General features: G+C 61.1%; 11 protein-coding genes, 1 tRNA gene and 2 pseudogenes. 7 read left to right on the top strand and 7 right to left on the bottom strand.

Going from position 1 to position 14,952, the window contains the following annotated elements; genetic code table 11:
- The first annotated feature begins 309 nt into the window (after window positions 1–309).
- From G113_RS13345 to G113_RS13355, 3 genes are read left to right on the top strand one after another with little or no spacing between them, the layout of a single operon-like run.
- A complete protein-coding gene (locus tag G113_RS13345; RefSeq protein ID WP_005904038.1) occupies window positions 310–1,449 on the top strand; it encodes an efflux RND transporter periplasmic adaptor subunit in 1,140 nt (379 codons plus the stop codon).
- Complete coding sequence (locus tag G113_RS13350) at window positions 1,446–3,410, top strand: MacB family efflux pump subunit (protein WP_005904040.1); 1,965 nt, start codon at window positions 1,446–1,448, stop codon at window positions 3,408–3,410. The genes G113_RS13345 and G113_RS13350 overlap by 4 nt, the downstream gene beginning before the upstream one ends.
- A gap of 11 nt (window positions 3,411–3,421) precedes the next feature.
- Window positions 3,422–4,822 (top strand): efflux transporter outer membrane subunit, encoded by a 1,401-nt coding sequence (locus tag G113_RS13355; RefSeq protein ID WP_005904042.1) that lies wholly within the window; start codon window positions 3,422–3,424, stop codon window positions 4,820–4,822.
- A 90-nt stretch (window positions 4,823–4,912) separates the two neighbouring features.
- Here the strand turns inward: G113_RS13355 and G113_RS13360 are convergent, their stop codons facing one another.
- Window positions 4,913–5,863 carry a LysR family transcriptional regulator gene (locus G113_RS13360; RefSeq protein ID WP_005904044.1) on the bottom strand — a complete coding sequence of 317 codons (951 nt, stop codon included), beginning with the start codon at window positions 5,861–5,863 and terminating at the stop codon, window positions 4,913–4,915.
- Window positions 5,864–5,947: 84 nt separating this feature from the next.
- On the opposite strand from G113_RS13360, the gene G113_RS13365 reads away from it, so the two are divergent.
- On the top strand, window positions 5,948–6,721 hold the full coding sequence (locus tag G113_RS13365) for an SDR family NAD(P)-dependent oxidoreductase (RefSeq protein WP_005904048.1): 774 nt from the start codon (window positions 5,948–5,950) through the stop codon (window positions 6,719–6,721).
- A 164-nt stretch (window positions 6,722–6,885) separates the two neighbouring features.
- On the opposite strand, the gene G113_RS13370 is transcribed toward G113_RS13365, so the two are convergent.
- Entirely contained in the window at window positions 6,886–7,578 is a 693-nt protein-coding gene (locus tag G113_RS13370; protein ID WP_005904050.1) for a B3/B4 domain-containing protein, read from the bottom strand.
- Window positions 7,579–7,947: 369 nt separating this feature from the next.
- Window positions 7,948–8,037 (bottom strand) — tRNA-Ser (locus tag G113_RS13375).
- A 276-nt stretch (window positions 8,038–8,313) separates the two neighbouring features.
- On the opposite strand from G113_RS13375, the gene G113_RS13380 reads away from it, so the two are divergent.
- Complete coding sequence (locus G113_RS13380; protein ID WP_005904052.1) at window positions 8,314–9,225, top strand: L,D-transpeptidase family protein; 912 nt, start codon at window positions 8,314–8,316, stop codon at window positions 9,223–9,225.
- Window positions 9,226–9,244: 19 nt separating this feature from the next.
- Complete coding sequence (locus G113_RS13385; RefSeq protein WP_005904054.1) at window positions 9,245–10,252, top strand: DUF481 domain-containing protein; 1,008 nt, start codon at window positions 9,245–9,247, stop codon at window positions 10,250–10,252.
- A 311-nt stretch (window positions 10,253–10,563) separates the two neighbouring features.
- Here the strand turns inward: G113_RS13385 and G113_RS13390 are convergent.
- Window positions 10,564–10,932, bottom strand: a pseudogene (locus tag G113_RS13390) (hypothetical protein); the annotation flags it as partial.
- Window positions 10,933–11,245: 313 nt separating this feature from the next.
- Between G113_RS13390 and G113_RS13395 the strand changes: the two are divergent.
- Window positions 11,246–13,270, top strand: a complete 2,025-nt coding sequence (locus G113_RS13395) for a BCCT family transporter (protein ID WP_005904057.1) — start codon at window positions 11,246–11,248, stop codon at window positions 13,268–13,270.
- Between the two features lie 234 nt (window positions 13,271–13,504).
- On the opposite strand, the gene G113_RS20610 is transcribed toward G113_RS13395, so the two are convergent.
- The 3 genes and pseudogenes from G113_RS20610 to G113_RS21830 form a co-directional block, all read right to left on the bottom strand.
- Window positions 13,505–13,768 carry a hypothetical protein gene (locus G113_RS20610; RefSeq protein ID WP_236611775.1) on the bottom strand — a complete coding sequence of 88 codons (264 nt, stop codon included), beginning with the start codon at window positions 13,766–13,768 and terminating at the stop codon, window positions 13,505–13,507.
- Between the two features lie 374 nt (window positions 13,769–14,142).
- On the bottom strand, window positions 14,143–14,559 hold the full coding sequence (locus tag G113_RS13405) for a YybH family protein (RefSeq protein ID WP_005904059.1): 417 nt from the start codon (window positions 14,557–14,559) through the stop codon (window positions 14,143–14,145).
- 115 nt (window positions 14,560–14,674) lie between these two features.
- Window positions 14,675–14,952: pseudogene (locus G113_RS21830) on the bottom strand (threonine synthase); the annotation flags it as partial.

A 14,952-nucleotide genomic window follows, 5' to 3' on the forward strand; every position in this document is an offset into this window, starting at 1 on the left:
GGGCTCCCTTGGCTGACCGCTCAACTCAGTCAGGGCTGACTTGCAGAGCTCAGCCAGTGGCAATAGGCGGTGCACTATTTCTCCTGGCTGAGCCCCTGCCAAGCCCTGGCCACATAAGCAGGGTCAACCCGGTGCCGTTGGCCCTGGCTACCATCTCCCGCAAGAAGCTTCTCCCCAGGTGTCCTGCGTTGACAAGCTTTGTTACAGGATCTCCGTTGTCTTTTAGCCGCCTTTTACGGCAGGATGTTTCCTCTTATCTCCCCTAGCGTTCATGGATGCCAGATTCACGATGAAGATGTCCCTCCCCCTATGCTGCGCTGGCTCATTGCCGCCTTGCTGGTCGCTCTCTCCATCTGGCTGCTATGGCCGAACAAAGCGGCCGCCCCCTTGTTGAGCGCCTCGGTGACCCGCCAGGACATAGAAGATGCCGTGTTGGCCAGCGGCGCACTGGAGGCGGTGGAACAAGTCGACGTGGGTGCCCAGGTTTCGGGCCAGGTTACCCGGCTGCTGGTCGAGAATGGTCAGCAAGTCAAACAGGGGGAGCTGTTGGCCGAGATAGACCCGCTGATCGCTCAGAACGATCTCAAGACGGCCCAAGCCGAGCTCGCCAGTAGCCAGGCGCAGCTCAGGATCAAGCAGGCTCAGCTCAAGCAATATGAGCTCGCCTATCGCCGCCAGCAGCAGATGTTTGGCCAGCAGGCCAGTTCAAAGGCCGATCTCGAAAACGCAGAAGCCCAGCTCGCCGTCACCCGGGCCGAGCTGCAAAATGCCCAGGCCAATATCGACAGTGCCGCCATCAAGGTCGAGCGCTCCCGCACCCAGCTTGGCTATACCCGGATCCAGGCCCCCATGGATGGCACCGTCGTCTCCATCGTCACCCGCCAGGGGCAGACATTGGCGGCCACCCAGACGGTGCCCACCCTGCTCAAGCTCGCCAATCTGGATATCATGACGGTCAAGGCCCAGATCTCCGAGGCCGATGTCAGCAAGGTGCGCGCCGGCATGCCGGTCTACTTCACCCTGATTGGCGATCCTGATACCCGCTACCGGGCCAAGCTGCGCACCGTCGAGCTGGCACCCATCAATGTCAACGATCAGACCACCAGCACCAGCAGCACCAATGTCGCCGTCTATTACTATGCCCTGTTCGATGTGCCCAATCCCGATCACGCCCTGCGGGTCGCCATGACCACACAAGTCACCATAGTGCTCGGCCAGCGTCAGGGGGTGTTGACCATTCCCAGAACCGCCCTCGGCAAACAGCTGGGACCGGGAGAGTATCAGGTGCAGGTCCTGAATGGAGAGACGCCCGAGACCCGTACCATCCAGACCGGGCTCAAGGATGACATCAAGGTCGAAGTGCTTGAGGGGCTCGCCGAACATGACAAGGTGGTAATTGGCCAGCCGACCGGGGATGAGGGCCGAGAGAAAGAGGATGAGATGTCATGATCTCCCCCCTCAATGGTGCTCCTGCTGACGAAACGCCACTCATCGAGCTAAGAGGTGTCAGTCGTCGCTACCTGAGCGGGGAGCAGGAGGTGACTGTGCTGCACCCGCTGGACTTGTCCATCCAGGCCGGAGAGATGGTTGCCATCGTCGGCGCCTCGGGCTCTGGCAAGTCAACCCTGATGAACCTGCTCGGCTGTCTCGACAGGCCCAGCGAGGGGCACTACCTGTTTCGCGGACAAGAGACGGCGGATCTCGACGCCCTGGCCCTGGCCCGGCTGCGTTGCCACCACTTTGGCTTTATCTTCCAGCGTTATCACCTGCTGCCCCACCTGGACGCGGCCGCCAACGTCGAGATCCCCGCCGTCTATGCCGGCATGGCCAAGGCGGATCGCCATGCCCGCTCCAAGGCGCTGCTCACCCGGCTGGGTCTGGCCGATCGCAGTCATCACACGCCGGGTCAACTCTCCGGCGGGCAGCAGCAACGGGTCAGTATCGCCCGCGCGCTGGCCAATGGCGGCGAGGTGATCCTGGCCGACGAACCGACTGGGGCGCTGGATAGCCAGAGCGGCAAGGAGGTGATGGCCATTCTCAAGGAACTGCACGCACTGGGGCACACCATCATACTGGTGACCCATGACATGGCGGTGGCGGATCATGCGGATCGCATCATCACCCTCAAGGATGGCCGGGTACAGAGCGACAGCGGCAGCCCGCAGCATACCGCTTCGTCTCTGAAAGCCGTGCCCCAGGCCTTGGGCAACCGGGGACTGGATCGTTATCGCGAGGCCGCCCGCATGGCGCTGCATGCCATGATGGCTCACCGAATGCGTACCTTTCTCACCATGCTCGGCATCATAATCGGCATTGCCGCCGTGGTGAGCGTGGTGGCCCTGGGCCAGGGGGCCCGTGCCAAGGTGATAGGCGAGATCAACGCCATGGGCACCAACACCATAGACGTCTTCCCCGGCAAGGACTGGGGAGATGAACAGGCTGCCAGCATACGCACTCTGAACGAGGGCGACTTGCGCGCACTGCAAGGACAACCCTATCTGGAAGGGGCCAGCCCTCAGCTCTCCACCTCGGTGCAACTGCGCTATCGCAATCAGACCAAGAGCGGCACCGTCAACGGCGTGAGCAGCGACTTCTTCCGGGTCAAGGGCATGACGCTCATCAGTGGCCGGCTGTTCAGCGAGCGTGACAGCCTGGACAGGGCCCCCCTCGCCGTGGTCGATGCCGACAGCATCAAGGGCTTGCTCGGTGAGGAAGACCCCATCGGCAAGGTGCTGCTCATTGGCACCCTGCCGGTGCGGATCATCGGCCTCATCAAGGAGGAGACCGGCTTTCGTCAGCCGAGCCAGTCGGTGAGCGTCTGGCTGCCATACCGCGCCGTGATGAGCCGCCTCATCTCCCAGAACCATTTCAACCAGATAACCCTCAGAGTCCGGGACGGCATCCAGCCAGCCCTGGCAGAGCGCGAGGTGATTGCCCTGCTGCGCCAACGGCACGGCAGCAAGGATTTTTTCACCTTCAGTAGCGACAAGATATTGAAATCTGTCGAGAAAACTACCGCGACTCTGACGCTGCTGGTCTCTGCCATCGCAGTCATTTCACTCATCGTCGGCGGGGTGGGCGTCATGAACATCATGCTGGTGTCCGTGGTGGAGCGCACCAGGGAGATTGGCATTCGCATCGCGGTTGGCGCCCGTCAGTCCGACATCTTGCAGCAGTTCTTGATTGAAGCCGTGATGGTCAGCCTGCTCGGCGGCGTGCTCGGTGTCGGCATTGCCTTGCTGATCGGCCTGATCTTCTCCTCCCTGGTCGATGCGATGCAGATGCAGTTCTCCCTTTTCTCCATTTTGATGGCGTTTGCCTGCTCCACCCTGATCGGGGTGCTGTTTGGTTATCTGCCCGCCCGCAATGCCGCCCGGCTCGACCCCGTGGTCGCGCTGGCCAGGGAATAAAGATGAAAAACATGAAGATATCCTGGCTGGGGATCTGCCTTGCCCTTGGTGCCTGCTCCCAGCAGAGCAGCTATCAGAGGGCGGATCTCGCGATCCCCGCCCAATGGCAGCAAGCAGATGGCCGCGCCTCCGCCCCCCTGTCATCCGGCCCTTGGTGGCAGGGATTTGGGGATGCCAGACTCAATGCCCTGGTCGATGCCGTGCTGGCCGCCAATACCAATCTCTATGTGGCCGGACTCAGGCTCAAGGGAGCGCGCCTTGCCGCGGATCAGGCCGATACCAACCAGACCCCAGGGATCGCGGCCAGCCTGGATGCCAATACCAACAAACAGCTCAAGAGCGGCATCAGTACCCACAGTCTGGGGCCCGGTCTCACCCTCAACTATGAGGTGGATCTCTGGGGCAAGCTGGCGGCGGTGCGAGATCAGGCGAGCTGGGAGGCGGCCGCCAGCGCCGAGGATCTCGCCGCCACCCGTCAGACCCTGATCAGCCAGACCCTGCAGCAGTATTGGCAGCTCGGCTATCTCAATAGCGCCATCACTCTGGGGGAGCGTCAGCTCGCCAATCTCACCGAGACTCTGCGCCTGACCCGTGTCAAATATGACGCGGGCGCCGTGCCCCGCCTCGACCTGGTGCAGGCCAACCAGCAGCTTGCCGGCAAGCGCGCCGCCCAGGCCAGCCTGCGCAGCCAGCGCGTGGCGGCCAGCAGTGCCCTGCTGCAACTGCTGGGACGCAGCCGGGGGCCAGTCCCCTTTGAGCCGGATAGTCTCACCCTCGCCCCCATCCCCGAGATAGCCGCGGGCCTGCCGGCCGACCTGCTGGCACGGCGCCCGGATGTGAGGGCTGCCGAGCTGCGCCTGCGCAAAACCCTGGCACGCAGCGACGAGGTGCGATCCAGCTTCTACCCAGCGCTCACCTTGACCGGCAGCGCCAGCACCGCCTCGGACAGGCTGGCTCAAGTGCTGGAAAACCCGGTGGGCAGCCTGGGCGCCGCCCTGACCCTGCCCTTCCTCGAGTACAACAACAACCGGCTCGCCGTCGCCAGCAGTGCCAACGACTACCAGATAGCCCAGGCCGAGTTTCGCCAACGGCTGTTCGATGCCCTGTTCGAGGTGGAAAACGCCCTCGCCGCCCGCCGCTTCGGCGAGCAGCAACTGGCCGATTTTGCCTTGCAACAAAGCTACGCCATCGAGGCGGACCGGCTAGCCCGGGTGCGTTTCGAGGCGGGCAGCAGCCCGGTGCAGGATTGGCTCGATGAACAGAATCGTCGCTCGGAGGCCGAGCTTGCCCTGCTCGCTCAGCAGCAGACTCAGCTCAACACCATGGCCAGCCTCTATCTGGCTCTGGGCGGCGCAGGCAACCCCCAAGGCCAGGGGGCCCCACTCTCCCCTGAGCCGGGCAGCCTCCCCTAGCCAAGGTCGGCGGGGCACAGCGGCAAGGCATACGGGGAATGGCCCACAAGTTCCGCATATTGCTCTACAGAGTGTGCAAACAGAGGTGGCTCACAAAGTATCCGTGCCCTTGCTCGGTAAACGGAACACGTCGATCACGGCCCGCAGCGCCGCAGGCAACTGCCTGTGGCCGGGATAATAGAGAAAGAAACCGGGATAGCTTATGGACCAGTCGGCCAGCACTCTTATCAGGCGGCCGTTTGCCACCAGTTCGTCGTGCTCGCGGCTGTGCGCCGTGTAAACCAGTCCGATGCCATCCACTGCTATGCGGGTCATCATGCCAATATTGTCGACCGTCAGCGGACCGCTTACCGGCACCGCCAGACGCCGGCCATCTTTCTCAAACTCCCAGCGGTATAGAGACCCTCCACTGATTTCCCGAAGACCGATGCAGGCATGGTGTGGCAAGTCGGCAGGGGTCTGAGGGATGGCGTGCTGCTCGAAGTACCCAGGGGAGCCGTACACGGCGACATGGAAATCCTCGGTCAGACGCACTGCGCTCATATCTTGCTGAATGTCATCCCGGATCCGCACACCCGCATCGAAGCCTTCCCCGATGATATCTACGAAGCCATCATTGGTGGTCAGCTCCAGCTGGACATCCGGATACTGGCCAAAAAATGCTGGCAACTGCGGTAGAAATACCATGTCGGCGGCTATCCGGGGCATGTTGATCCGCACCCTCCCCCGAGGACTCTCTCTGAATGCATTCACGCTCTCGACGGCATTCGCAATGGTGCTGAATGCCGGGACGATCTCCGCCAGCAAAGCCAGGCCCGCCTGCGTCGGTGACACAGTGCGAGTGGTACGGTTCAACAGCCTCACACCGAGCCTATCTTCCAGCGCTCGTAAAGCGTGACTGAGTGTGGACGCAGTTAGATTCAAACGGGCAGCAGCCTTACGAAAGCTCTTCTCCTCTGCAACGGCCACAAATGCCGTCAGTTCGCCAAATTCATTCGTTCGCATCGCTCCCCCATTGATGAATATGAGCCAGTAAATCATGAGATATAACCCGGCTTATTCACAGCAATAAATCGACCTATAGTCTGACCTCGATTCAATATTTTCATTTAACGGGGTAAAAACATGTCTCAATCATTACGTCTGCAAGGTCGTGTCGCGCTGGTCACGGGTGGGGGAAGCGGCATCGGTCAGGCCGCGGCGCTGGCATTTGCCCGGGACGGCGCAAGCGTGGTGGTCGCCGGGCGACGAGAGGCCGCGCTGCGGGACACAGTTCGCTTGATCCACGAACAGGGCGGCGAGGCGCTTGCCGTGCCCACGGATGTCTCGGACGGCGGTCAGGTACAGGCACTGATCACCGCGACGCTGACCCATTTCGGGCGCCTGGATGCGGCCTTCAATAACGCGGGGGTGGAGGGCTTTTCCCCCATCAGCGAGATGAGCGAGGCCGAATTTGACCGTGTAGTCGCCACCAATTTGAAGGGAGCCTGGTTGTCGATGAAGTATGAGCTGGCAGCGATGACCCGCGCCGGTCACGGTGGCGCAATCGTCAATACCTCCTCCTGGCTGACGCACGGGGCGAGTGTTGGTTCGGCAGCCTACTCCGCCAGCAAAGGCGGGCTGGATGCCATGATCCGCGCCCTTGCGCTGGAAACGGGTCCACACAACATCCGCATCAATAACGTCAACCCCGGCATTATCGACACGCCGATGGCGCAGCGGATGGGGGCCAATGAGGAAACACTCGCCCCCTTCGTGCGCCTGACGCCGGCAGGGCGCGTCGGTAAAGCAGATGATGTGGGGGATGTCGTCGCTTGGCTGTGCAGCGACGAAGCGCGTTTTGTCACGGGCCAGAGTCTGCTGGTCGACGGCGGCTTCACCATCGCCGGGTTACGCTAATACGCAAACTGATGCTTGGGGGCGATCATCGCTTGCCCCCACTCACGGCAGGCGCCCTATCATCATCGACCAGGGTTCGAAACGAAATGTCCTTTACCCTGCAGGAAGGGGCTGGGTGCCAAGCCTCTGAACCAGCAGTGAATCCGCCTCGGCGCTGCCACCAGCTATGCCTGGCTCTCCAGCAACTGCTGCTCGATGCGGGCATCCGGCATCATCTCCTGTAGCCCTCGGATCAGCGCACTACCGGCTGCCTCCAGCGCCTCAAGGGGCATGGATGGCAGCCCCTCCAGAATGAACCACATCTGCTGCGCCTCGGCATCGAGGCGCGTTCTGACCCCCTGACGCCAGTTCCAGCGTCGGCACGTCACCCCTTCCTCATCGCGCCAGATCACTTCGCCCTGATCGGGTGATTCATCGGTCAACGCGCCGTCCTTGAAGGTATCGAAGCGCTCGCTGCCATCGGCTATGGTCAGGTGAGGTACACCCGCATAGGCACCATAGTTTTCCCCGCCAACCGGCACCGCATACTGGATGCTGACCGCGTTGTAGAGATCGACGACGGGATCGATGCTCGGCAGGCTGCCATCGCGCAGGACACGTTTGCGCAGGGCATCCGCAGAGCAGGGAGTGCGCTGGGGCTTGGCGCCAAAGAGCTTGAAGATCTCCGCCCACCCGGCCATATGGGCCTCTGCCCACACCGGCAATCCGGCAGTGACGGCAACACATGCCTGGGCCAGCATGGCGCTGGCCACCTCGGGATGACGTATAGGACCCGCCTCCACAGTGATACTGAGGAGGCGAAAACCCGGCGCTATTTCGGCAATTCTGGGATCGATGCAAGGGGCGACAGGGGGCATAAATTCTCCGGTGATGAGGGATTGCCAGGCCTGGGGATCGGCTCGAAAAGCGAGCCATTGGCTCCAGGGGCTGCTGATGATGTTTGGCTGCGCAGATTGCCCGACCAAGATGGTGCCCGCATTCTTGCCCGGCGGGGGCCATGGGCGCCAATGATTAACCTGAATGGTGAATTAATTTTGCTAAAACGCAGGCAGCACCGGCGCCTCCCCATGTTCTCTGGGCTGCGGTTGCTGGGTGATGACAGCGCATGGCTGCGCCAGGCGGCATGAGGGCGCCATATCATCGCAGCTATGGTGGAGAACTGAATGGAAGTGGGCGAGAGCCAACATGCAAAAACCCCAGGCAATTGCTTACCTGGGGTCAATATATGGCGGAGAAACAGGGATTCGAACCCTGGGTGGTATTACTACCACAATTGATTTCGAGTCAATCCCGTTCGGCCACTCCGGCATCTCTCCGTGGCGGCTATTCTGACTCACTCCCACGCAGGAAATCAATCTCAATCTCTTTAAATATCAACTAACTGTATATAAATCCGTCAAGCATCATGGCGGGCCACCGCGTGGCTGCCCCCCTGGTCGCCTCCTTGCTCCGCCTGGCTCCCTGTTATCTGTTCAGGAGGATGAAGATCGGTCAGTCACTGCCGCCGGGCTGGCATTCCCCTGCCGATTGGTTAACAATTTCGCCTCTTTCGCCCTCCCTGAGGGGATCCGTTTCGACGACCTGGACTGCTCATGCTCAACTTGCGTATTCTGCTAACTCTTCTGACCGCCTGCTGGGCGGGCTCGGCGCTGGCCACCAGCTATCCACTGCCTGCGGCCAACAGCCGCCTCATCGGCGCTCCCGAAGACTACATAGTGCAGCAGGGCGAACACCTGGAGCTGATCGGTGCTCATACCCAGATCGGCTTCCTCGCGCTGCTTGAGGCCAATCCCGGGGTCGATCCCTATCTGCCCAAACCGGGCACCCGTTTGCTCCTGCCAACGCAGATACTGCTGCCGGATGTGCCACGGGAGGGCATCGTCATCAATTTGCCTGAGCTGCGTCTCTACTACTTCCCCAAAGGCGCGGATGAAGTGGTGGTGCTGCCCATCGGCATAGGCGACATAGGCCGCGAGACCCCGGAGATGACCACGACCGTCATCGCCAAGAACCCCAATCCGACCTGGACGCCTGGGCCCATGGTGCGCAAATCCTGGCTAGAGAACAAGGGCATAGACTTGCCCGCCGTGGTGCCTCCGGGCCCGGACAATCCGCTGGGCAAGTTCGCCATGCGTCTGGGTTATGGCAAGCAGGATTACCTCATTCACGGCACCAACAAGGATTTCGGCGTGGGCTTGAGGGTCAGTGCCGGTTGCATCCGGCTGCGTCCCGCTGACATCGAATCCCTGTTCAAACAGGTCCCGCTGGGCACCCAGGTCAGGGTCATCAATCAACCGGTCAAGACCGCCATAGAGCCAGATGGCAGCCGCTGGCTGGAAGTGCACTCGCCGCTGTCCCGCACCGAACAAGAGCTTGAGCAAGGGGCCCCTCTGGTGCTGAGCCCGGCGGTCAAAGGCTTTATCGATGCTCCCGAAGTGGATGCGGGTCAAGCCAGCCTGGCGCTGGAGCGCAAGAACGGCATGCCCTTGCTCGTTGGCGGCTAAACGCCTGATAGGACACATGATGAATCCCTTCCTTCCCCTGGGTACCTTGTGGCGCCTGCTCTGCCTCTGCGCCCTGTTGGGCGCGGCGCCACTCTGGGCCGCCGATATCCTCTGGATGCACAACGGCGATCGGCTGAGCGGCAAGATAGAGGAGATGACCGACAAGATGGTGCGCATCAAGCTGCCCTATGGCGAGCCACTGACCATAGCCCGTAGTGCCATCATGCGCTGGCGCCTCGACAAGCCCTACAAACCCAAGCCAACCGCCAAGGGGGGATTCGACTTCAGCCCGCTGGGCATTGCTGAAAACGCCTGGCACATGACGGGCAACGGCGACGTCAACATCAAGCTCAAGAGCAATACCAGTCAGAGCAATGACGTCAACCTCAAGGGCGCATTCGAAGTGGCCAACATGGATTGGCGCTACACCCTGGAGGGTGAATACAACTACGAAACCACCGATGGCAAAACAGACAGCCACGACTACCAGCTCAAACCCATCATGGATATCTTCTTTGACCAAAGCTGGTTCTGGCGAACCTCGGTCGACTATGAGTACGACATGGTAGAGACCGACTATCTCTCCCTCGATCTCGGTTCGGGGCCCGGTTACCGCTTCTGGAACGACAAGAAGCGCCGCCTCGAACTCATCGCCCAGGGGGGTGTGCGTCATGCCTATTGGCGCGATGGCAATGACGCCATCATGGAACTGTTTGGCAAGTTGCATGCTTCCTATCCCTTCGCCAACCTCGGCTGGGACTACCGCCAGCCAGTCTGGGACGAGCGAATAGAGCTGTTTAGCAAGGGGACCTATATCAAGTATCTGGATCAGGACTCGCCACTGTTCACCCTCAACCAGAGCGTCAATGGCAGCATCGGCATGCGTTACTACTTCAACGACAACGTGCGCCTCTCCTGGTCGAGCGAGCTGGATTGGGATGATGCCTGGATAAATGGCCCGGATGGCCACATCACCCTAGATGGCCGGGAGTGGCGCCAATTTATCAGCCTGGGGGCCAGCTTCTAAGCCAGGCTCACGGCGGACGCCAGCACATGAGAGGGCGCCTTGTGCCAGCCACTGAATGACTTAAGCACGCATAAAACAGGGGGCCATGCGCCCCCTGAACATCACTTGCCAGTATGAGGCATCACCGGCGCGCCGCCCCCCTTACCCGACACCTTACCGTTCAGCATCAGCCGCGCCCTACCATGGCGGGTGACCAGATCCGATTTGTCCTAGCTTGTCTTGACGCACTTCTGAACAAAGCTGTTCTTGGCCGCCCCGGCCAGCTTCTTGTCGGCCGCCGCTTTTTCACATTGGCTGGCCTTGTCGGCCATGGCATCGGTTTTCACGCATTTCTGGACAAAACTGTTCTTGGCCGCACCGGCCAGCTTCTTGTCAGCCGCCGCTTTCTCGCATTGGCTGGCCTTGTCGGCCGTGGCATCTGTCTTCACGCATTTCTGGATAAAGCTGTTCTTGGCCGCACCGGCCAGCTTCTTGTCAGCCGCCACCTGCTCACATTGGCTTGCCTTGTCGTTGACCGGGGCATCCTTGACGCACTTGCCGATAAAGCTGGTCTTGGCTGCGCCGCTCAACTTCTTGTCGCTCGCTTGGGCTTCGCACAACTGCTGCGCCGTCATGGTCGCACTCTGAGCAACCCCCATTCCCATCAAAAATACTGTCATCAGGATGGCAATACCTTTCATATGACAAACCCTCATTATTGATTTGATTGTGGTGCTGACGACAAGCGCGCAAGACTCAGCCCTCGCCTGTCAGGTTGCACTATAGTCGCCCAACTCCTGGACAACCAAAGTGTTCGCCTCTGGCCCCATGTTTGCCATGACAAGGTTGCACCGGGTACTGGCGTAGGGCTACCTCCCCTGTCGCCAAGTCGCCACATGGCCGCAAGGGAGTCCTAGGCGGTGTTGCATGATTACGACCAAGGTGTTAACTCTTTTATCTCTTTAGTGGACAATGGCTTTATAGTATCTGAGTCCCTCTACTCAAAGGTGTCCCATGAACACACCCCGCCCACCCCGTTGTACCCTGTCGTTGCCTATTTTCGTCCCCAGCCTGCTGTTTATCGTGGCGCTGCTGGCGGTCTGCTCCCTGGCCCCCGAGTCCGCCGCCCGCTTCTTCGGCGACGGTCAGCACTGGATCGCAGAGCACTTCAGCTGGTTCTACGTGCTGGTGGTCGGCATGTTCCTGATCCTGCTGCTGGTGCTGGCATTTAGCAGCTACGGCAGCATCCGGCTCGGACCGGATGACGCGCGCCCCGAGTTCAGCTTCACTTCCTGGCTCGCCATGCTGTTTGCCGCCGGTATGGGGATAGGGCTCATGTACTTCGGGGTGGGCGAGCCCATGACCCACTTCGTCTCCCCGCCCCAGGCGACCTCCCTCACGCCGGGCGCCGCCCGCGAGGCCATGGTCACCACCTTCTTCCACTGGGGTTTCCACGCCTGGGCCATCTACGCCATCGTCGGCCTGGTACTGGCCTACTTCGGCTTTCGCTACAACCTGCCCCTGACCATCCGCTCCGGCCTCTACCCCATCTTCAAGGAGAAGATCTATGGGCCCCTCGGCCATACGGTAGACGTCTTCGCCCTGGTGGGCACCATCTTCGGTATCGCCACCACCCTCGGTTACGGGGTACTGCAACTGTCGGCGGGGATAGCCCGCCTCACCGGGATGGACACCTCGGGGGACCTGTTCCGCTTTGGCCTTATCGGGGTCGTCATCGCCCTGGCCGGCCTGTCTGCGGTTACTGGCCTCGACAAGGGGGTCAAGCGTCTCTCCGAGCTGAACCTGTTTCTCGCCATAGTGCTGCTGCTGTTCGTGCTGGTGGCGGGGCCCACCCAATACCTGCTGGGAGCCCTCTCCGAGAACATAGGCAACTATGTCTCCTCCCTGACTCAGCTCACCTTCCGCACCTTCACCTACAGCGAGCCCAACCAGGCAGGCTGGTTTGGCAACTGGACCCTGCTCTACTGGGCCTGGTGGATATCCTGGTCTCCCTTCGTCGGCCTCTTCATCGCGCGCATCTCCCGCGGGCGCACCCTGCGTGAGTTCATCCTCGGCGTGCTGTTCGTGCCCACCGCCTTCAACCTGTTGTGGATGACGATATTCGGCAACGCAGCCATCTGGGCCAGCCAGCAGGAAGGGGGCCAAGCCCTCATCGACTCGGTAGGCAACGTCGATACCCTGCTGTTCAACTTCTTCGATCTGCTGCCGGGCGCCGACATCACCTCCGCCCTGGCGGTGATCCTCATCAGCGTCTTCTTCGTCACCTCCGCCGACTCGGGGGCTTTCGTCATCGACAACATCGCCACCCAGGGCAAGGAGCGATCCCCCATCTGGCAACGCCTGTTCTGGGCCCTGCTGCTTGGGGTCACGGCCGGTACCCTGATGGCAACCGGGGGGCTAGCGGCGCTGCAATCCATGACGCTGATCGCCGCCCTGCCGTTTGCCTTCATCATCGTGCTGCTCTGCCTTGGCCTGGTGCGCGGTCTCATCGCGGATAAAGAGCACTCGGCCAGGCGCCTCTCCCCTGCCACCGATTTTTGGAACGGCAAACAGTGGCGCACCCGCATGGATCACCTGCTACGCCCCTCCAGCGAGAAGGAGGCCCGCAATTTCCTCGGCGAAATCGCCCTGCCCGCCCTCACCGCCCTGTGCAGCGAGTTCAATGCCCGTGGGCTCACCAGCCGGGTCGTGCAGGATGATCCTGAGCAGTGCCACCTGCTGGTTCCCCAGGAAGGGCGGCGCGACTTCTGTTACGGGGTGCGCATCGAGGCCAGGCCAGCCCCCGCCTTCAACCCCCTGGAGGCGACCCACAACCACGACCCCGAGGCCCGTATCTTCGAGCCCATCACCTTCTTCGCCGATGGCCGTGCCGGTTATGACATTCAGTATCTGACCCGCGATGAGCTGAGCGCCGATGTGCTGCGCCAGTACGAACGCTATCTGATGCTGAGTCAGGACGAGAAGCAGGACTTGCTGAGCGGTGCCCCCGAGCACACCCAGCCCGAAGCCGGGGCCTGATGGCCGGCTGACGCTGGCGGGCAAACGGGCAGCCCCTTGAGCCCGACGAATTCGCCGAGCTGGCGCCCAACCCAAGCAATAACAATCCCCCATCAAGGGGGATTTTTATTGGCGGTCGCTGCCAATTTAACGGCCCTCTATCTCGTCCTGACGCGAGCCATACCCGCTCAGCGGGATGCCACTTTGTCGCCTTTACTCCATCGGGCCGAGCCTCACAGAGTAATCAGGCTCGCCTTACCTCTGCCCTTGGGGGTTACTCTTGTTTCGCGGCTCCATCATGGCGATCAAAATGGTCATCAAGTTGGATATCAACATCAACACCATGGCAATGAGCAGCAAGAACAGGATGACATATGCCCCTCCCAGCTCTGCCCTCGGTGAGTCCGAAAGCATAATCAATGACAGCGGAGCCACCAATAACAAGGCGAAGGAAAAATGATCCTGGCGATAACCAGCGGTGTTTTGAGAGACTGGGTCACTATTTTCCGGTGCACCCACATGATGGTTTGCTCCCTGAATAGTGATTCTCTGATCATCGGCCGTCTGCTCCCGTGGGGGAATCTGCGGCCTTGCTTGCCCGAAACAACCTCAAACGGAACCCAAATTAACAGCCGAAGGGAGCAGGGCCAATAGGTCGTACAGGGCCCGGTTTATGCCCCAACTTGAATCAAGCCTGCATGCCGCGCACCGGGCGGTAAAAACAGGCACCAAACCACAGATGCACAGCAGCAACCGCAGACAGGTCGTACTCTGCCAACAGGTTGTGATGACCCGCCATTCGGCGGGCTTGTATCAGGACCAGCTCTGTGAGGCTTGTCTTTTCTCGGCTATTTCCGCCTATGACCGGAAGGATGGCCCCCAATATCGCGGACTTAGGGGTGGGCGGTGGGCGCCTGCGCCCCCAGCAGCGCGGTGCCATAGGAGTTGTCGATTGTGCAGCGCCACTGGCCATCGCTCTCTTTGCGAAACACATAGGTGGCGCGGCGAGTCTCGTCCACCAGGCCGCCTTGCCCGTCCGGGTAGCGCAGCCGGGTCTCCATGATCACCAGGGCGTTGTCGGCCCCCTCTATCACCTCCATGGCCCCCTGGGTCACCTCAAGCTGGCCCTGAAAATAGTCCGAGATGGCGGTGAAGGCGCGGCGGATGGCGGGGATGCCGCGCGCCATCATGCCGGGTTTGACAACCAGGGCGGCGTCCTCGGCATAGAAGGCCATCAGGGCGTCGAAGTCGCGCCGGGAGATGGCGGCGTCGCAGGTCTCGATCAATGCGCGAAGGGGATGCTGACTCATACTCTGCTCCTTGTTTCAGGGTGATCATCCAGGGTTGGATTCCCCGCCCTATATCGGATAAAAAAATCCCCCGCTCTCGTGATAAAAGCGAGGGATTTTCATTTTTCATGGCGGCTTAACCGAGCAGGAAGGCCTTGAGACGGCCAAAGTCAGCGGGCAGGTTGTGGGACAGCAGCGGCAGGGCGGCGTGCTTGGCGAGCGGGCCCGGCAGCGGCACATCCAGATCCAGGATCTCGTCCACCGACTCCTTGAACTTGGCAGGATGGGCGGTGCAGAGGAAGACCCCTACCTCGTCCTCGGCGAGCTGCTCGTTCAGCAGATCCCAGGCGATGGCGCCGTGAGGCTCGCACAGGTAATCGAGCTGATGCAGGCGCTGCAACGCATCGCGAGTCT

The organism is Aeromonas molluscorum 848 (assembly GCF_000388115.1).
Lineage (GTDB): Bacteria > Pseudomonadota > Gammaproteobacteria > Enterobacterales > Aeromonadaceae > Aeromonas > Aeromonas molluscorum.